Source organism: Glaciecola petra (assembly GCF_031846345.1).
Taxonomy (GTDB): Bacteria; Pseudomonadota; Gammaproteobacteria; order Enterobacterales; family Alteromonadaceae; genus Glaciecola; species Glaciecola petra.
Map to the genome: position 1 here is coordinate 316,891 of NZ_JAVRHX010000001.1, position 18,714 is coordinate 335,604.

Here is an 18,714-nt window from a genome sequence, read left to right on the forward strand (position 1 = left end):
ATGCTCACACAAAATAAGACTTCTAACGATAATTTACATGCTCACAGAATGCGCGCGGTAAATCATATTTATTTTATCGGTATTGGTGGAGCCGGTATGGGGGGTATTGCTGAGGTCATGTTTAACTTAGGATATCAAGTTAGTGGCTCTGATATGCAAACTAGTGAAATGACAGAACGATTGACCAAAATGGGAATTAATGTCCACATTGGTCATAAAGCAGATAATTTAAGTAATGCCGATGTTGTTGTGGTGTCTTCTGCTATTAATCTGCAAAATCCTGAAATTATTGCCGCGACGAATGTGCGTATACCTATTATTAGACGGGCGCAAATGTTAGCCGAACTCATGCGCTTTCGCTATGGAATTGCGATTGCGGGGACACACGGTAAAACAACAACGACGAGTTTAATCACAACTATCTTCGATGAGGCTAGTTTAGATCCCACCTTTGTCATCGGCGGTTTATTAAATAGTGCAAATACCAATGCAAAACTAGGTGAAAGTAAATATTTAATCGCAGAAGCGGATGAAAGCGATGCTTCTTTCTTGCACTTACAGCCGACCTTATCAGTAATTACTAATATTGAAGCAGATCATCTGGAAGCATACGAAGGTGATTTTGGCAAAATGAAATTAGCTTACGTTGATTTTATTCACAATTTACCATTTTACGGCTTATGCGTTTTGTGTGGTGACGATGAAGTAGTGCAAGAGTTAATCCCAAAACTTGAGCGCAAATATATTACTTATGGGACAAATGGCCATAACGATTATATTGCTCGTAATATTACATATGGGGTCAACCAATGTCAGTTTGACGTCTTTAGAAAAAATAATAATCCACTCCATGTTGTATTAAATGCAACAGGCATTCACAACGTACTCAATGCAACTGCTGCAATCGCGGTTTCTTCTGAAGAAGGAATTGAAGATAAGTATATATTACAGGCTTTGGTCACATTTGCCGGGATTGGTAGACGTTTTCAAGTGTTAGGAGATTTTGAGTTTTCAGGCGCAAAATTAATTGATGATAGCGAATATTTAAATACTAAAATCACCCTAATAGATGACTATGGCCATCATCCTACTGAGGTCGCCATGACAATTGCTGCCGCCCGCACAAATTGGCCTGATCGCAGACTATTAATGGTCTATCAACCGCATAGGTTTACGCGTACAAGAGACTTGTTCGAAGAATTTGTAGAAGTTCTCAGTCAAGTTGACCAATTATTATTACTAGATGTTTATGCCGCAAGCGAGGCGGCAATCGACGGTATCAATAGCCAAGCTTTATGTGCCGCGATTGCTGCAAAAACGGCTCTTCAACCGTCAAATTCGCAGCCTGTTTATGTTGGGAAACCGAGTCAATTGTATGCAAAATTAGCCGAGTATGTTTGTGATAACGATACTGTTTTTCTGCAAGGAGCCGGTAATATTGGCAATATCGCCAAAACCCTAGCTAACAATAACTTTAACTTGCCCCACCTTATGAATCAAACGAGCCAGAATCATGAGTAATATTCATTTAGAGAACATACAAAATCCTAAGGTATATGGCAAAGTTGCCGTGTTATTAGGTGGCATGTCAGCTGAGCGAGAGGTTAGCTTGGCGTCGGGTCAGGCAATATTAAAAGCTTTACAAGACAAAGGCGTCAACGCACACCCTTTTGACCCCAAGTTTAGAAGTATTTGTGAGCTAAACAGCGAAGGCTTTGACCGTGTATTCATAGCATTGCATGGTCGCGGTGGCGAAGATGGCAGTATTCAAGGCGCCTTAGAGCAGTTTAATCTGCCTTACACAGGAACAGGGATAACAGGTTCGGTTTTAGCCATGGACAAAGTCTTGAGCAAACTTATTTGGCATGCGCGCGGATTAAACACGGCGGCTTATTTGGTTGTTAGCCAAAGTGATTTAATAAACAAGCCATACAAAACTCAAGATTATTTAGACATACTCGAAGAACTTGGCGGTAAAGTGATGGTTAAGCCAAGTCTCGAAGGTTCGAGCCTTGGTATGACCAAAGCAAGCTCTGCAGAAGAACTGGAAAAAGCCATTGAACATGCATTGACCTTCGACAAAAATATTCTAATTGAACAATTTATTGAAGGACCAGAATATACAGTATCTATTTTGGGTCAACGCGCATTGCCGTCAATTAGTATGAAGTCGGCTAGTGGCTTTTATGACTATGAAGCGAAATATCATAGCAATACCACCGAATATTTTTGTCCGAGTGGACTCAACGAGAATGATGAAAATGAAGTGCAAAAGCTGGCTATAGAAGCTTTTGAGGCGCTTAATGGTGAAGCTTGGGGGCGGGTTGATATCATGCGGTCGCCGGAAGGCATATTTTATCTATTAGAAAGCAACACAGTACCGGGCATGACTAATACTAGTTTAGTACCAAAAGCAGCAAAACAAGCAGGTTTATCTTTTGCTGATTTGGTAATGGCTATTTTGAGTCAAACCTTGCCAGCCTAACAAAACAAAAGATAGCGTTAGCGTTTTATTAAATTTGAGGCGGAAAGAATAAAAGTGGATACAAAGCAGTTACCAACAATTACTGAACAAACGCAGGAACAAGACATTCCTAAAGCGCCTTTGTCTGTTGGTTTGCCATTTTTTATTATTGTCGTTTGTTTGATTGCTTATTTCGTCTATCTCGCCAATCAATGGTTGCAAGACGAACAGCGTTTACCTGTGCAGCAAATCGTTTTTAGTGGAGAACTTTTAGTACTGGATCATGAAGAGCTGACGGACTTAGTGCTTGAAAAAGCTCAGGGTAGCTTTTTTGCCTTAGATGTAAACTACGTTCATAAGCTGATGGAAGAGCAACCTTGGGTTCTCTCAGCGTCTATTCGTAAGCGTTGGCCGAGTAAACTGTATATTCATATAATTGAACAAAAAGCAGTGGCGAGTTGGAACGATGATTTTTTAATTAACCGTTATGGCGATATCTTCGATGGGAAAACAGAGCTAACAAAAGACAAAGTTCAAGTAATTGCCAAAATTCCCCAATTATTTGGCCCTGGGGGTAGCGAAAAAACAGCCCTAACAGGTTATACTAATATGCAGAGTTTACTCAATAATTCTGGCCAGAAAATTGCACAGTTAGTCCTTAGTGAACGCTTTGCATGGCAAGTTGAATTAGAGAGTAAAATTGTGCTGAAATTGGGGCGTCAAAATTACATCAATAGATTACAGCGATATATCGATTTGTATCCTATCTTGATGCAGCAAGAAAAGTTAGTTGATTATGTTGATTTGCGCTACGATACGGGTCTAGCTGTTGGTTGGCAAGATTCGTCTCAAATACCCCAAACCGAACAAGATAATAATAACAGTTAAAGGACGGAATCCCATAGTGTCAAAGGCCTTAGAACGAGATTTAGTAGTTGGATTAGACATCGGTACAAGTACCGTTAAAGCCGTTGTGGGTGAAATTCTTGATGACGATACCGTGAGTATAATTGGTGTTGGTAAACATAAATCTCGTGGTATGGATAAGGGCGGCGTAAACGACTTGAATCTAGTGGTAGATTCGGTGCAGCATGCAATCAACGAAATGGAATTAATGGCAGACTGTCAGGTTTCCAGTGTTTTTATGTCAATAAGTGGACGCCATGTGCAGTGCCAAAACGAAAGTGGCATGGTACCAATTAACAATCAGGAAGTGACTCAAGAAGACGTAGATAATGTTATTCATGCAGCTCGTTCTGTGCCAATGGCCGCTGAACGAAAGCTCTTGCACGTTTTACCCCAGGAATACGTTATCGATGTCCAAGAAGGCATCAAAAACCCAATTGGCATGTCGGGCGTGAGAATGGTCGCTGCAGCCCATATTATTACCTGTGCTGACGACATGGCTAAAAATTTAGTGAAGTGTGTCGAAAACTGTGATTTGTCTGTTGATCAGACCATATTTGGGGCATTAGCGTCGAGTATTGCTGTTTTAACAGAAGATGAGAAGGAATTAGGCGTCTGCGTGGCTGATATTGGTGGCGGTACATTGGATATTGTCATTTACACAGACGGCGCAATAAGACATACTGCAGTAATACCATTGGCGGGCAATCAAATAACTAGTGATATTGCTAAAATATTCCGCACGCCAATGAATAATGCAGAGCAAATAAAAGTCAACTATGCTTGTGCATTAAAAGATATGGTAAGTATGGAAGAAACCATTGATGTGCCAAGTGTTGGAGGCCGGCCTGCACGCGCTATGTCGCGCCACACACTAGCTGAAGTAATCGAACCTAGGTATCATGAATTACTAGAGATCGCTTACGACCACATCAAAGCTAGCGGATTAGAAGAACAAATAGCAGCCGGCTTAGTAATAACAGGTGGTACCGCCAAAATGGAAGGAGCGGTGGAGTTCGCCGAAGAAATTTTTCAAATGCCGGTTCGAGTTGGCAGTCCTCATAGTATAAAAGGGCTTGCCGAATACGTAGAAGATCCATGTTTTGCGACAGCAGTTGGACTTTTACAATATGGCAAACAAAATTCTAATAATAAGAAAGCGTCAACAAAGTATGACGACGAAAGCGTTTTTAAACGCATAAAAAGTTGGTTTAAAGGTGCATTTTAGGGGGCCTTTAAGCTGAGCGCTAAAACAATAACGAGCCCGTTTCATTAGGGCTCAGAAAGTATCGGAGAATTATTATGTTCGAACTCATGGATACGCCCACAGACGAAGCTGTCATCAAAGTAGTTGGTGTTGGTGGAGGTGGCGGTAACGCCGTTGAGTATATGGTCAGCCAAACGATAGAAGGTGTTGACTTTATAGCGATGAATACAGACGCGCAAGCGTTAAAAAAATCCACAGCAACCGTAAAAATACAAATTGGTACAGAGCTGACAAAAGGCTTGGGAGCGGGTGCCGATCCAAATGTTGGTCGAGAAGCTGCACATGAAGATCGTGAAAAGATTAGGCAAACGCTAGACGGTGCCGACATGGTTTTTATTACTGCAGGAATGGGCGGCGGAACAGGTACAGGTGCTGCACCTGAAGTCGCTAAACTTGCTAAAGATATGGGTATTTTGACCGTCGCGGTTGTAACCAAGCCGTTTCCTTTTGAAGGTAAAAAGCGGTTAGATTTTGCGACTCAAGGAATAGACGAATTATCAAAATATGTTGATTCGCTAATCACGATCCCTAACGAGAAACTATTAAAAGTAATGGGCAAAGGCACGCCTCTACTACAAGCTTTCAGTGCAGCTAACGATGTACTTAAAGGTTCTGTACAAGGTATTGCCGAATTGATCACTCGTACTGGTTTAGTTAACGTCGATTTTGCGGATGTTAAGACTGTTATGTCTGAGATGGGCACTGCAATGATGGGCAGCGGATCTGGTACTGGTGAAGACCGTGCTGAAGAAGCCGCTGAAGCAGCAATTGCTTGCCCACTGCTAGAAGATATTGATTTGTCGGGTGCCAGAGGTATTTTAGTTAACATCACAGCAGGTCTAGATTTTGCCATTGATGAATACGAAATTATTGGTAATGCGGTAAAAGCCTTTGCATCTGAAAATGCGACAGTTGTGGTAGGAACAGTCATTGACCCTGAACTCGAAGATGAAATTAGAGTCACAGTTGTAGCCACGGGTATTGGCGCAGATAAAAAGCCTGATATTTCGTTGGTAAAAAACGAAGGAATGCCAACTGGTCGGGAGTCAAGCAGTGCAGGTCAAAATCGTGCTAGTGCTAGTTCTGTCGAAGGTAGTCAAGCTGTTAAACTCGAAGAAGAGCAATCAGGTGAGTTAGAATATTTGGATATACCAGCATTCTTGCGAAGACAAGCTGATTAGTTTGTCTTCGTAAGGTTTGTACCATAAGGATCGTGTGCTTATTAAACTGCTTACTAGAAATTAGTAAATAGTTTTACTGGTATAAACAGTCTGTATTAGCCGAAATTTTTACAATAGGTAAAGTTTTTGACTTTTCAATACTTTTGCCCTACTCTGTTTGGCCAATTTTTGTGGTTGTGTCTTAAAATTTTCGCTTGAAAAGTCTTTTTTAAAACACAGTTTCATTGACAAAAAAACGCGCAAATGCGAGTAACACAAGGGGCTTATGTTAAAGCAACGTACAATTAAAACGTCGATAACTGAAACCGGCATTGGTTTGCATAAAGGCCGCAAAGTCACCATGACTTTGAAGCCAGCTAGTGCTGATACTGGTATTATTTTTAGACGAGTTGACGTCAGCCCACCCGCAGATATCGCTGCTAATGCAAAAGACGTTGGCGATACTGTGTTGTGTACTTGTATTACCAATTCTGAAGGTTATTCAATACATACGGTTGAACACTTGGCCTCTGCACTATCTGGATTAGGTATCGATAACCTAATTGTAGAAGTAGATAGTCATGAATTACCCATACTTGATGGCAGTGCAAGCCCATTTATATTTTTATTGCAAAGTGCTGGAATACAAGAACTAGACAAGCCTAAAAAATTCATCAAAGTCACCAAAACTATCCGTGTTGAAGACGGCGACAAATGGGCAGAGTTCAGGCCATTTGATGGCTTTAAGGTCGATTTTACTATTGACTTCCCACATCCTGCGATAGCGCAAACAAGACAACACTGCATACTCGATTTTTCCAAAGATTCATATTTAGACGAGGTTAGTAGAGCTCGTACTTTTGGATTCATGCGCGATTTAGAAATGATGAACTCGATGAACCTTGCGCTAGGTGGCAGTATGGACAACGCGGTAGCACTCGATGAGTTTCGTGTTCTTAACCCTGAAGGCCTTCGTTATTCCGATGAGTTTTTAAAACACAAAATATTGGACGCAGTTGGCGATTTGTTTTTGGGAGGCCACAATCTTATTGGCGAACTAGCAGCATACAAAACAGGACATGGCCTCAATAACAAACTGTTAAATGCTGTTTTAGATGATGTTAGCGCATGGGAATATGTTGAGTTTGACAGTGAAGATAGCTTGCCAATTAAATATATAGAAAGTACTTCGCATATTGGTTTGAATTTTGCTTAACTTTTAATTAATGACTTATTCATAATCTGTTATGGCGTTGCTCATTAATTAAACAGCCAACAATTTGACAATACTACAATAATGTTAGCTCGCGTTTTTTATACTATTTATGAATGCAAACAGTTTTTGTTCTTGATAGTATTAAGTTGGCTTGCTTATTAATATATATAATTAGGTATCTATCATTTTACTTGAATGTGTCGATAACCTTATAGAATAATTGAATTGATTGTCTTTAGATAAAGATAAAACCAAAAAAGTGTTACTACCATGAGTATTACCGTACTAATCAAAGGAAAAAACCTGCGATTTGCAAAAAAAGCGTCTATCCGTAAAAGCATTAGCATAATGGTGGGTTTGTCTTTGGTGTTTCTTGTATCTAGCCGTAATACTGATTCTGTTCTCGAAGATAAAATCCGAATAAACACAGCAAAAACAGGCTTACAAGAACAAGCTAAGAAGGTCGATACACTCGAACAACACACAAATGAGAAGTTGAGTGGTATTATTCGACAAGTTGCATCAATGCAATCACAGTTAAATCAATTAGATAGCTTGTCGGCAACCTTGGCCGATAAAAATGGTTTGACTAAGCAAGACTTTTTGTTACCCGAAGAAATAAACAATCAACTACAGGCGGAAAACGAACTAGATCCCTATCTTCAAAAATTATCTGCTGCCTTAGACCTAAAAATTCAACAAGTTACTGCCCTTGAATCTATAATACTTGGCCTCAATATAGAACAAGAGACTGAATTGGCGGGAAGGCCAATCGGTAAGGGGTGGTTGTCATCTCACTATGGTATGCGAAAAGACCCATTTTCTGGTAAATCTAGCATGCATAAAGGCGTAGATTTTGCCGGCAAAGTAGGCAGTAGTGTTATTGCCACAGGTGCCGGTATTGTGACTTGGTCGGGTGAACGTTTTGGTTATGGTAATTTAGTCGAAATAGACCATGGCAATGGCATAAAGACACGTTACGGTCACAATCATGCTTTGAGCGTGAAAATAGGCGATGTGGTTACGAAAGGCCAAGAAATTGCTTTGATGGGCAGTACTGGCAGATCTACAGGCCCACATGTCCATTTTGAGGTGCTTAAAAATGGTAGGCAAGTAGATCCTCTACCTTATATTTACAATTAATTTATCCTTCCCCAATTGATGTATTTGGCTATAGATTTCGGTCATTAATCAGAGACTGATTAAGATGCCCAAACATGGAATTTATGCTAGTATGCGCTCCTTTAAAAATACAAAACTTGTAACTGATTTAACATTGGACATCTTCATCGCATGATCGCTAATATATTTAAGAAGATTTTTGGTACGCGGAATGACCGTTTACTCAAACAACTACGTAAAGTGGTTATTCAAATAAACGCACTAGAAGTAGACCTAGAGGCTTTAAGTGATAAAGATTTAAAGGCGAAAACAGATGAATTTAGAAAGCGTCTAAATGACGGTGAGTCCTTAGATAGCTTAAAAGTTGAAGCCTTTGCTGTTGTGCGAGAAGCCAGTAAACGGGTATATGGCATGCGGCATTTCGATGCGCAAATGAAAGGTGGTCTAGTACTGCACGATGGTAAAATTTCAGAAATGCGCACCGGTGAAGGTAAAACCCTTACTGCAACACTACCTACTTATCTTAATGCTTTATCAGGCAAAGGCGTACATGTCATCACGGTCAACGATTACTTGGCGAAACGTGATGCCGATTGGAGTCGTAAGTTATTTTCATTTTTAGGATTAACCGTTGGATGTAACATTCCTGGTATGTCCCACGACGAGAAACTAGCCGCCTACACGTCAGACGTTACCTATGGTACCAATAATGAGTTCGGTTTTGATTATTTACGCGATAATATGGCTTTTAGCCCTCAAGACCGAGTACAAAAGCCACTAAATTTTGCGGTCATAGACGAAGTAGATTCAATTTTAATTGACGAAGCGAGAACACCACTAATTATATCGGGTGCCGCTGAAGACAGTTCGGAACTATATAAACGCATCAACTTACTTATTCCACAATTGGAACGTCAAGAAAAAGAAGATGAACAAGAAGAGCATGGAGATGGTCATTTTACAGTTGACGAAAAAGCGAAACAAGTTCACCTGACCGAAAATGGGCAAATTTTCGTTGAAGAATTATTGCAAAAAAATGGTTTAATCAAAGATGGTGGGTCATTATTTGGTGCAGCGAACATATCTTTATTGCACCATGTGAATGCAGCCCTAAGAGCGCACAAGCTCTTTACTAAAGATGTTGATTATATTGTCAAAGACGATCAAATCATTATTGTTGACGAACATACTGGACGTACAATGGAAGGGCGTCGTTGGTCAGAAGGTTTGCATCAAGCTGTTGAAGCCAAAGAAGGCGTTAATATACAAAATGAAAACCAGACACTTGCATCGATTACTTTCCAAAACTTTTTCCGTTTATATGAAAAATTAAGTGGTATGACGGGTACTGCTGAAACAGAAGCATTTGAATTTCATAGTATTTATGGGCTTGAAACAGTTGTTATACCCACTAATAAACCGATGATTCGGAAAGATCATGCTGATAAAATATATCTGACAGCCGAAGAAAAATATATGGCGATTATTGAAGATATTAAAGAATGCGTAAAACGCGGTCAGCCAGCTTTGGTTGGTACGATTTCGATAGAAAACTCAGAACTACTTTCTCATTTACTTAAAAAAGAAAAAATAAAACACAAAGTCCTCAATGCTAAGTTTCATGCTGATGAAGCTGAAATTGTGGCACAAGCCGGTATGCCTAGTGCCATTACTATTGCTACCAATATGGCGGGTCGAGGCACTGATATTGTGCTGGGAGGCAATTTTGATGTTGTGCTAGAAAACTTAAAAGACCCATCGCCTAGTGCTATTGAAAAGTTAAAAGCAGAGTGGCAAACACGCCATGATAAAGTATTAGAATCGGGCGGATTGCATATCATCGGTACGGAACGCCATGAGTCAAGACGGATAGACAACCAATTACGTGGACGTTCTGGTCGTCAAGGTGACCCAGGTTCATCACGTTTTTATTTGTCATTGGAAGATCCGCTAATGAGAATATTTGCCTCTGAAAAAATGGGCAATATGATGAAACGCTTAGGTATGGAAAAAGGCGAATCTATAGAACATCCTTGGGTATCCAGAGCCATTGAAAATGCCCAGCGTAAAGTTGAAGGTAGGAACTTTGATATTCGTAAGCAACTACTTGAGTACGACGATGTTGCTAATGATCAGCGTGGTGTCATTTATGAGCAACGCAATGAGTTGTTAGATGAAGGTGATATTGGCGCAACTATTTCAAACGTGAGAAACGATGTTGTTAATTCTGTTATTGACCAATATATTCCGCCACAGTCTTTAGAAGAAATGTGGGATGTTGTTAGTTTAGAAGAGCGTTTGAAAAGTGATTTTTCTTTAGATCTTCCTTTACAAAAAATGCTAGACGAAGACGATAAGCTCTACGAAGAGAAGTTAAGAGAGTTTATTTTAGGTCAAGTGTCCCAGGCATACAAAGCAAAAGAAGAAGCAGTAGGAGCTGATGTTTTACGCTTATTTGAAAAGCAAATCATGTTACAAACATTGGATACACACTGGAAAGAGCATTTGGCTGCAATGGATTATTTACGCCAAAGTATTCATTTGCGTTCTTATGCCCAGAAAAATCCTAAGCAAGAATATAAACGAGAATCTTTTGAGCTTTTCTCAGACATGCTAGACAACTTAAAAGTGGATGTGATTAGCATATTGAGTAAGGTTCAAGTTCGACAAGAATCTGATGTGGAGGCGGTAGAAGCCCAGCGAAGACGTGCTGAAGCAGAAAAACTTTTTGAACACAAAAAGGCTGATTCAGCTACCCATCCACAAGAAAAAATGAAACCTCAACAAGTTCAGCGTAAAGGACCAAAAGTCGGCCGAAACGACCCATGTCCTTGCGGTTCAGGTAAAAAATATAAGCAATGCCATGGTAAACTCAAATAGGCATATATCTTAATGAGCTCTACTCTAACTAATGTAGCCGTTGGTGTCGTTATTCGACAACAACGGTTTTTTGTTTGTCGCAGGCTTTCACATCAACATCAAGGAGGTAAGTGGGAATTTCCTGGTGGTAAAGTTGATCATGGTGAGACTGTCGAAGAAGCCTTGCGTCGTGAACTTAAAGAAGAAATTGGTATTGATGTTCAGCGCGCCAAGCCGCTTATGGATATAAGCTTTTCTTATCCAGATAAGACCGTTGTTTTACATGTCTCGATTGTTAGCGATTTTACCGGCAAAGAGCATGGTGCAGAGGGGCAAGAAAATAAATGGGTAAGTTTTGCTGAACTAACTCAATTAGACTTCCCAGCAGCCAATGTACAAATCATAGATAAATTAAACTCGTTGGGATACAGCTAAATGCAGCGTCCATATCCGCAAAAAACGATTGGTATTCTTGGCGGTATGAGCAATCGTGCTACCGTTGAATACTATGATGCGATTAATAATTTGGTAAACCAAGAGCTTGGTGCTTGGGATATTGCAGAAACCTTAATAATTGGCTGTAATTTTGGCAATATCGAGTACTTTGTTAGGCAAAACAGGTGGCAAGAAGCTGAACAATATTTAATTGCAAAGGCAATAGCCGCAGAAAAAGGTGGTGCAGATATTTTAATTTGTATGTCAAATACAATGCATAAAGTACTAAATCGAATAGAGCAACACTTGTCCATTCCTTTTTTGCACATTGCTACCCCAACCGCCCGAGAAATCAAAAAATTTGGTTTGCAAAAAGTAGCACTTTTAGGCACCAAGCCTATAATGTCCGAAGCATATATGCGTGAAAAGTATGAAGCATTTGGGATAGAAGTTATTGTCCCTAGTGAACAAGAACAACATGATGTTGACACCATCATTTTTGATGAATTGGTCAAGAATGTGATTACGACAGGCTCAAAGCAACGTTATATACAAATATGTGAGAACCTTCGGACGCGTGGTTCTCAAGGCATAATATTAGGCTGTACGGAAATTTTTTTATTGATTCAACAAAGCGATTTCAATGATTTACCTTTATTTAATACGACGGAATTACATGTAAAAGCCGTTGTAGAATCAGCATTAAGCAGTGCTAAAACAATATCTTAGTGCTTGTTGCAAAGGCTATGTCTAAGTGACTGTAGGCTGCTTCACCAATAAAGTGTGGATAAGTCGTTTCTTCTTCCCATAATATCTCGTTTCCCGCGCCGTTAGAAAAGCATGGCTCACCTTTATTGAGCGCTTTGAAGTCAGCGTTTACTATATTTTTGTGCAGTTCAGCTACTCTTTGATCATGCTTATTTAAAGGATAGTGTACTTCTTTGCCTAATCTAAAAGCCTCCACGGGCGGCAAATTGTCAAGCTCAGATTTATTGTATTTATCAATAAAGCGTAATACGCTTTCGGTGAGTCTTTTGGCTTGATGTAATACTTTTTGTTCAACCTTACCTTGTTGTTGTGGGCCAACTTCAACCATAACGCTTCGTTTGGCAACGGTACATAAATAACCATTTTCTGCATAGGGTTTTCCATCTTCAAGTAGAATAATGGCTTCTGGCATGAGATTTTTAACGTATCGAGCTAACTGTTGATGGAAGCTATCGTTAACCAAAACAATCAAGGTTGGCCCCATATTACTCGTCGTATTGTGGATATCGATGATAAAGTCGGTATTACTATTTTCACTATTTTGGTCTTTAGGGCCGTATTGTTGGTTAAATTTATGGGCTAAAGACACTTCATAAGGCAAGGTGATTTTCTGATGGGGTAAAGTAGTAAGGTTAAGTAACTCAGGAGTAAATTGCCTATTTAAATCTTCGTCGATATAGCGACAATTTGCTTTGATTGCTGCTTTATTGACTAATGTGAAGGCTATATTAGCGCTCGAACACATAGATTGGGCTTCGTTATTTTTTAAGTATTGTTCGACAATAAGTACACCTGAACTCTCGTTACCATGAGTACCACCAGTAATTAACACTGATTTTATTGTGTGATGCATGTTGGTTTCTCAAATTAGCGTTTTTGATTTAATTAAAGAAGGAATCGTTACCATTGGCTTTTGCTAACATATCTTCAATATCTTCAATGTCGATATCCTCAGCATTAATATTATCTGGCAACATATCTTGCTTGTGTTCATTAGACGAGATGGCATGATTCTCATCCGCCCACTCACCCAAATCAATCAATTGGCAGCGTTTACTGCAAAAGGGTCTATGTTTGGCGCTTGCATTCCATTCAACGTTATCGTTACATGTTGGGCATTTAACAATCATTATTAACAACTCGCTATGGCAAAGCTGACTATCTGCGTGACAGGAGTGCTAGTGCCGGTTTCAGTATTCAATTGCATAAACTTGATGCCAAAGCGATTTCGACTGCCGCTTAACACTGGATAAAAACCATCGGCATTATCACAGCGAACCCGCACTAACTCGAGTTTCTCATCGGAACTCACCTGACTACTTTGGTAATAGCCATTGACGCCTTGAGTTTCATGAAAACGGCCTTTTTCACGTAAAAATGACATAAGTGTTTGCATTGTTGTTTCTATTAATTGCAATTGCGTCAACCATTGGCTCATATTGTTTTGTTTGACTTGTTCTGGCTGTTTTAACCAACAAAATAGCATGGGCACATCAAAACTGGTAACGCCACCGGGAATAGCAAAGCGTTGACGTATAGCAGAAAGAAATTTTTCTTCACGTAAATTTGCACCCAACTTTTTATTTTTCTTTATTTCAGCACTTAAGCTACGTAGGCTTTGTAAAGCGTTTTCTAATGCTTCAGTATCAATATCTGGATGCTTGCTCCAGTGTTCAAGTTTTCTCTCGTGGCCGTCTATATCTCTTAAAAAGTCGGTACGCAAATCCAGACGTTCTAACAACTCGAGCATGTTAAATAACACTTCTAAAAAGTAAAGGTGCTGATTTTCTGTCGTTGCTGATTTGGCTTCATGCAAGCGGGCAAACAAATGCTCTAGTCGCAGGTAGTTTCTCACTTTTTCGCAAAGCGGAAATTCATATAAAGCGACAGACATTGACTTCTCCCTTGTTGATGCGACTTACGTATAGATATTTAGCATAAAACTGGTGTCACAGAAGTGTAATCTATTTATTTACTTTTTTTTAGCTTTAGTGCTGAAAATTCAAGATATTTTTTATGCAGACGGGTAACAGACTCTTCTAACGAATCCATATTGCCTGAATTATCAATAATGTCATCAGCCATTTTACAACGCTGGTTGCGTTCGATTTGAGCGGCAATAATGTTTTCAATGGTTTCTTTTTGACCACCATCTCTTAATAGCGTTCTATTGAGTTGTTGTTGTTCGGATGCATCAACCACCAGCGTTCGGTCGGTAAGCTTTTGCAAACCATTTTCAAACAATAAAGGCGCAACCAATATACAATATGTAGACTTCGAAGCACTTAATTGTTGCAACATGCCCTCGCGAATAATTGGGTGGAGAATGTTATTTAAAGCATTTTTAGATGCTTCATCAGCAAATGCAATTTTTCGTAGCTTACTGCGGTCTAAGCTACCATCTTTTGAGAGGATGTGTTTCGAAAACTTTTCAATCAATGCCGTTAAACCTGCAGTGCCAGGTTCAACGACTTCTCGAGCAACTACATCAGCATCAATAATATCTACACCAAATTTGGCAAACAGATTGCTCACACTTGTCTTTCCCGAACCGATGCCACCGCTTAGTCCGACAATATACTTATGTTGTAATTGTTCAGGCGTCAATATTAATAGCCTTTGTCATGTTTATTATTAAATCGTTGATAAATACCATTGCGCGATTTGATCACCATAAAGTACGGTAAGAAAACCAGCAGCCGCTAGGTATGGCCCAAACGGAATAGCATAACTACCCCCTTGGCGTTTTATTGCCATTAAGCTTAAACCAACAATGGCACCAACCACTGAGCTGAGCAATATAATAATAGGTAATTGTTGCCATCCACACCAAGCGCCAAGTGCCGCTAATAATTTAAAATCACCATAGCCCATGCCTTCTTTACCGGTTAATAGCTTAAATCCCCAGTAAACTGAAAATAGACTCATGTAACCTATAACGGCGCCAAAAATAGCATCGGCAGTACTCAAGTCTGTGCGGAAAATAGACACAATAAGGCCGCACCACAGTAAGGATAAAGTCAGACTATCGGGCAACAGCATCTCGTCGAGATCTATGAATGTCATAGCAACCAATAGCCAAGTGGCGAATACAAACGAAATACCCACTACATTAAAACCTAGTTGATAAGCCGCCCATGCACTCATGCCTGCAGTCAATAATTCAATTAAAGGATAGCGAGCAGAAATAGAAGTCTTACAATTACTGCATTTCCCTTTAAGGAAAAGCCAACTAATAACGGGAATATTTTCCCAGGCTCTAATTTGGTGAGAACAATTTGGACAAGTTGAATCTGGTTTGACTAAGTTAAAAACAGGCCTTTCTATTTTATGCTCAGGACCATTAATATGAAAATCCACTTCGTCTTGCCAAGCGTTTTTCATCATTACTGGTAAACGAAAAATTACGACATTAAGAAAACTGCCAACTAACAAAGAAAAAACAAAAACAAAGCTAATAAAAAAAATGGGAGAGGTGGCTAACAAATCTATCATTTGAGTTTCATTATGGTTTTTAATTAAAGAAGAGGGTAACAGTTTGTTTTGAGTAAATACAGGTTCTAATGCAAGTGGTTTGCATGCGAGGCTTGCTATTATTGAGCAGGCCCGCATATTCAAACCGCATTCTTACACCACTGAACCCATCTGAAATATAGGTAAATACATAGCAATAATTAAACCACCAATTACAACACCTAAAACCGACATGATCATAGGCTCAAGCAGACTTGTAAGGCCGTCTACCATATCGTCGACTTCAGCTTCATAAATTGTCGCGATTTTGCCTAGCATCTCATCGACTGCGCCAGACTCTTCGCCAATAGCAATCATTTGTGTCACCATATCAGGAAACACATTAGTGGCGCGCATTGCAACGTTCATTTGTATACCGCCTGCAACTTCTTTACGAATGAAATAAATAGCATCTCTAAATATAGCATTGCCAGAAGCACCTGCAGCTGAGTCCAAGGCGCCAATTAAAGGAACACCGGCAGCGAATGTAGTTGATAGTGTACGGGTAAATCTTGCGATTGCCGCTTTCTTTAAAATAGCGCCAATTATTGGAATACCTAAAATTCTCGCGTCAACCATATCTCTTAGCTTGGCTGATTTTCGGTGTGCTCGCACAAAAAGGAAGCCAGCAGCACCAACTCCGGCTGCTATAAACACACCGTAGCTTTGTACAAAGTTTGACAGTTTTAATACCATTTGAGTAAAGGCTGGTAATTCAGCACCAAAACCGGCGAATATTTCTTCAAATTGTGGCACAACAAAAACTAACAATATGGTCGTTACTATAAATGCTACAACCAATACAGCAATAGGGTAGAACATGGCTTTTTTAATTTTTGATTTTAATGCTTCTGCTTTTTCTTTGTATAGTGCAATTCTGTCGTAAATAGTTTCTAGTGCACCAGATTGCTCGCCTGTTTCAACAAGGTCGCAATACAAATCATCAAAATATAAGGGGTGTTTGCGTAATGCTGAAGATAATGGATTACCCGATTTAACTTCATTAGTAATTTCCATTAACAGTTTTCGTACTGACACTTTTGCATGCCCAGTCCCGATCATTTCTAAACTTTGTATAAGTGTTACCCCAGCACCTAACATAGTCGCGATTTGACGTGATAATACACAAATGTCTTGTGCAGTGACTTTATCTTTCTTTTTAAAAAGGGCTGTTGATTGTTTTTTGACTTTTACCGCAGATATACCTTGTCGGCGGAGTAAGTTTTTTGCTTCGAGTATACTTGTGGCTGATATTTCGCCTTTATTCTTATTTCCTTTGCGGTCAGCGCCTGACCATTCAAATATCGTTGCAGTTTTCGCCATCTTGATTTCCACCCATGGTAAGTGTTAAGACACAAAAGCCCAGTAAAACTGGGCTTTCAGACGCTTGCTTTCTAATTAGCCTTAGCTAGTTATTAGCAAAGGGTAGTTGGGTTACAAGCGCTTGCCCAAGTTACTTTTCCGCCAGCTAGTGTAGGCGTTAAGGTAATAGTCGCACCAGTTGTACCGTTTAACTTAGCAGCACCACTTGAAGTAGCAACGATTACACCGTTAGTAACACCAAGGTTAACAATTGCATTACCAGATGCTGATGGATCACCGCCAGTTTCTGCAGCAGGAATACCGTTAGTACCCGCATCACAATCAGTTAACGCAGCTTCTACCTGGGCACACACTTCAACAGCTGATTTTGCAGCGGCAGTCGCATTGATTACTTCAGTAAATTTAGCCTTATCTGTGTAGTTGTTGTAAGCTGGTAGTGCAATGGCGGCAAGAATACCGATGATCGCAACAACTATCATAAGTTCGATTAATGTAAAACCTTTTTGGTTTGATTGAATTTTTGACATGGTCATCATATTTCTCCAAGCGTCTTTTAACGCGATTAACAAAGTGAGTTAAATACAGTTGTGAGTCAGCTGATTTGTTATCGCTTCCTCTCAACCTCGGAAATCATTCTATGAGGTAATTGCACCTTGTGAAGTATGTAAACGTATACTTAAGTCTTGGTTTTGACACAAAAATCGAAAGAATCACATTGATTTTTGAAAACTAACTCATTGATTTCAAATAATTAAAAGGGAAAGATCAATTGCTTTGATGTGCTTTGTAATAGCGCCAGAAGAGATGTAGTCAACACCAATATTCGACAATTCAGCTAGTCTTTGCTCAGTAATATTCCCTGATACTTCTAGCTTACAGCGCCCGCTATTTATAGAAACTGCCGTTTGGATCTGTTCTGTCGAAAAGTTGTCAAGCATAATAATATCAGTACCAGCCGCTATTGCCTGTTCAAGTTCTTTTAAGTTTTCAACTTCGACTTCTACCAGTTTGTTTGGGGCAAGTTGCTTCGCTTTTTGCACAGCCATAGAAATACAGCCACAAGCAGCAATGTGGTTTTCTTTGATTAAAAACGCGTCATACAACCCCATTCTATGGTTATATCCTTGACCACAAGTTACGGCATACTTTTGTGCTTGGCGATAAGTTGGTATGGTTTTCCGTGTATCTAATAATTGCGTTTTACTATTTCTGAGGTGTTGAACATAGTTATATGTGGTAGTAGCTGTGCCGCTCAATAGTTGCATAAAATTTAACGCACTTCGTTCGGCTGTCAAAATGGCTCGAGTATTTCCTTCTATTTTAACAAGTGTTTGGCCCGCTTTAACAAGATCACCATCATTAAACGACCAGTCCATGCGAATATTGTTATCGAGTAAGTTAAAAGCCATATTAGCCCATGCCTTGCCACACATTATGCAGTCTTCTCTGGTAATAATGTGCGCTTTAGTTAATGCATCTGACGAAATGAGCATCGCACTCAAATCATTATCTAATGACATAGAGCCACCTAAATCTTCTAGCAGAGCATGGGTGACATCTTCTTTTATATTGAGGGCATATTTATCAAGCACAATTTGACCTTTGTTCATTTAACTGCGTGCGCATTGTACTGAGTGAATTGCCTGTAAACAAGAATTCAAATTTATTTCTACCTTTATTT

18 protein-coding genes are annotated in these 18,714 nt (G+C 39.6%); 10 read left to right on the plus strand and 8 right to left on the minus strand.

All coding sequences use genetic code 11. From position 1 onward, the window contains the following. From murC to RM552_RS01460, 10 genes are all read left to right on the plus strand, one after another. Window positions 1-1,521 carry a UDP-N-acetylmuramate--L-alanine ligase gene (gene murC / locus RM552_RS01415; protein ID WP_311367011.1) on the plus strand — a complete coding sequence of 507 codons (1,521 nt, stop codon included), beginning with the start codon at window positions 1-3 and terminating at the stop codon, window positions 1,519-1,521. Continuing rightward, window positions 1,514-2,485: a D-alanine--D-alanine ligase gene (locus RM552_RS01420; RefSeq protein ID WP_311367012.1), complete on the plus strand. Its 972-nt coding sequence runs from the start codon at window positions 1,514-1,516 to the stop codon at window positions 2,483-2,485. Before murC ends, RM552_RS01420 begins: the two co-directional genes overlap by 8 nt. 54 nt (window positions 2,486-2,539) lie before the next feature. Then, on the plus strand, window positions 2,540-3,352 hold the full coding sequence (locus tag RM552_RS01425) for a cell division protein FtsQ/DivIB (protein ID WP_311367013.1): 813 nt from the start codon (window positions 2,540-2,542) through the stop codon (window positions 3,350-3,352). A 16-nt stretch (window positions 3,353-3,368) separates the two neighbouring features. Continuing rightward, window positions 3,369-4,598 (plus strand): cell division protein FtsA, encoded by a 1,230-nt coding sequence (ftsA, locus tag RM552_RS01430; protein ID WP_311367014.1) that lies wholly within the window; start codon window positions 3,369-3,371, stop codon window positions 4,596-4,598. A 74-nt stretch (window positions 4,599-4,672) separates the two neighbouring features. Continuing rightward, window positions 4,673-5,818: a cell division protein FtsZ gene (ftsZ, locus tag RM552_RS01435; RefSeq protein WP_311367015.1), complete on the plus strand. Its 1,146-nt coding sequence runs from the start codon at window positions 4,673-4,675 to the stop codon at window positions 5,816-5,818. A 265-nt stretch (window positions 5,819-6,083) separates the two neighbouring features. Beyond that, window positions 6,084-7,013 carry a UDP-3-O-acyl-N-acetylglucosamine deacetylase gene (gene lpxC / locus RM552_RS01440; protein ID WP_311367016.1) on the plus strand — a complete coding sequence of 310 codons (930 nt, stop codon included), beginning with the start codon at window positions 6,084-6,086 and terminating at the stop codon, window positions 7,011-7,013. A gap of 270 nt (window positions 7,014-7,283) precedes the next feature. Further along, on the plus strand, window positions 7,284-8,156 hold the full coding sequence (locus RM552_RS01445) for a M23 family metallopeptidase (RefSeq protein ID WP_311367017.1): 873 nt from the start codon (window positions 7,284-7,286) through the stop codon (window positions 8,154-8,156). A 150-nt stretch (window positions 8,157-8,306) separates the two neighbouring features. After that, window positions 8,307-11,015 carry a preprotein translocase subunit SecA gene (gene secA, locus RM552_RS01450; RefSeq protein ID WP_311367018.1) on the plus strand — a complete coding sequence of 903 codons (2,709 nt, stop codon included), beginning with the start codon at window positions 8,307-8,309 and terminating at the stop codon, window positions 11,013-11,015. 12 nt (window positions 11,016-11,027) lie between these two features. After that, window positions 11,028-11,429: an 8-oxo-dGTP diphosphatase MutT gene (mutT, locus tag RM552_RS01455; protein WP_311367019.1), complete on the plus strand. Its 402-nt coding sequence runs from the start codon at window positions 11,028-11,030 to the stop codon at window positions 11,427-11,429. After that, window positions 11,430-12,158 (plus strand): aspartate/glutamate racemase family protein, encoded by a 729-nt coding sequence (locus RM552_RS01460; protein ID WP_311367020.1) that lies wholly within the window; start codon window positions 11,430-11,432, stop codon window positions 12,156-12,158. On the opposite strand, the gene RM552_RS01465 is transcribed toward RM552_RS01460, so the two are convergent. From RM552_RS01465 to nadC, 8 genes are all read right to left on the minus strand, one after another. Continuing rightward, complete coding sequence (locus RM552_RS01465; protein ID WP_311367021.1) at window positions 12,142-13,050, minus strand: aspartoacylase; 909 nt, start codon at window positions 13,048-13,050, stop codon at window positions 12,142-12,144. The genes RM552_RS01460 and RM552_RS01465 overlap by 17 nt on opposite strands. A gap of 28 nt (window positions 13,051-13,078) precedes the next feature. Beyond that, window positions 13,079-13,327 (minus strand): DNA gyrase inhibitor YacG, encoded by a 249-nt coding sequence (yacG, locus tag RM552_RS01470; protein WP_311367022.1) that lies wholly within the window; start codon window positions 13,325-13,327, stop codon window positions 13,079-13,081. 2 nt (window positions 13,328-13,329) lie between these two features. Next, entirely contained in the window at window positions 13,330-14,091 is a 762-nt protein-coding gene (zapD, locus tag RM552_RS01475) for a cell division protein ZapD (RefSeq protein WP_311367023.1), read from the minus strand. A 74-nt stretch (window positions 14,092-14,165) separates the two neighbouring features. Beyond that, window positions 14,166-14,804 carry a dephospho-CoA kinase gene (gene coaE, locus RM552_RS01480; RefSeq protein ID WP_432277171.1) on the minus strand — a complete coding sequence of 213 codons (639 nt, stop codon included), beginning with the start codon at window positions 14,802-14,804 and terminating at the stop codon, window positions 14,166-14,168. 27 nt (window positions 14,805-14,831) lie between these two features. After that, window positions 14,832-15,692, minus strand: coding sequence for a prepilin peptidase (locus tag RM552_RS01485; protein WP_311367024.1), 861 nt, complete (start codon window positions 15,690-15,692; stop codon window positions 14,832-14,834). Window positions 15,693-15,824: 132 nt separating this feature from the next. After that, window positions 15,825-17,033 carry a type II secretion system F family protein gene (locus RM552_RS01490; RefSeq protein WP_311367025.1) on the minus strand — a complete coding sequence of 403 codons (1,209 nt, stop codon included), beginning with the start codon at window positions 17,031-17,033 and terminating at the stop codon, window positions 15,825-15,827. A gap of 92 nt (window positions 17,034-17,125) precedes the next feature. Further along, the gene (locus RM552_RS01495; RefSeq protein WP_432277172.1) at window positions 17,126-17,569 is read right to left on the minus strand and encodes a pilin; all 444 of its coding nucleotides are present in this window, start codon (window positions 17,567-17,569) and stop codon (window positions 17,126-17,128) included. Window positions 17,570-17,776: 207 nt separating this feature from the next. Beyond that, window positions 17,777-18,643: a carboxylating nicotinate-nucleotide diphosphorylase gene (gene nadC, locus RM552_RS01500; RefSeq protein WP_311367027.1), complete on the minus strand. Its 867-nt coding sequence runs from the start codon at window positions 18,641-18,643 to the stop codon at window positions 17,777-17,779. Window positions 18,644-18,714: the final 71 nt, after the last annotated feature.

Coding starts and splice junctions, on each gene's coding strand:
- murC (WP_311367011.1), top strand. CDS start 1: ATGCTCACACAAAATAAGACTTCTAACGATAATTTACATGCTCACAGA.
- RM552_RS01420 (WP_311367012.1), top strand. CDS start 1,514: ATGAGTAATATTCATTTAGAGAACATACAAAATCCTAAGGTATATGGC.
- ftsZ (WP_311367015.1), top strand. CDS start 4,673: ATGTTCGAACTCATGGATACGCCCACAGACGAAGCTGTCATCAAAGTA.
- lpxC (WP_311367016.1), top strand. CDS start 6,084: ATGTTAAAGCAACGTACAATTAAAACGTCGATAACTGAAACCGGCATT.
- RM552_RS01445 (WP_311367017.1), top strand. CDS start 7,284: ATGAGTATTACCGTACTAATCAAAGGAAAAAACCTGCGATTTGCAAAA.
- secA (WP_311367018.1), top strand. CDS start 8,307: ATGATCGCTAATATATTTAAGAAGATTTTTGGTACGCGGAATGACCGT.
- mutT (WP_311367019.1), top strand. CDS start 11,028: ATGAGCTCTACTCTAACTAATGTAGCCGTTGGTGTCGTTATTCGACAA.
- RM552_RS01460 (WP_311367020.1), top strand. CDS start 11,430: ATGCAGCGTCCATATCCGCAAAAAACGATTGGTATTCTTGGCGGTATG.
- RM552_RS01465 (WP_311367021.1), bottom strand. CDS start 13,050: ATGCATCACACAATAAAATCAGTGTTAATTACTGGTGGTACTCATGGT.
- yacG (WP_311367022.1), bottom strand. CDS start 13,327: ATGATTGTTAAATGCCCAACATGTAACGATAACGTTGAATGGAATGCA.
- zapD (WP_311367023.1), bottom strand. CDS start 14,091: ATGTCTGTCGCTTTATATGAATTTCCGCTTTGCGAAAAAGTGAGAAAC.
- RM552_RS01485 (WP_311367024.1), bottom strand. CDS start 15,692: ATGATAGATTTGTTAGCCACCTCTCCCATTTTTTTTATTAGCTTTGTT.
- RM552_RS01490 (WP_311367025.1), bottom strand. CDS start 17,033: ATGGCGAAAACTGCAACGATATTTGAATGGTCAGGCGCTGACCGCAAA.
- RM552_RS01495 (WP_432277172.1), bottom strand. CDS start 17,569: ATGATGACCATGTCAAAAATTCAATCAAACCAAAAAGGTTTTACATTA.
- nadC (WP_311367027.1), bottom strand. CDS start 18,643: ATGAACAAAGGTCAAATTGTGCTTGATAAATATGCCCTCAATATAAAA.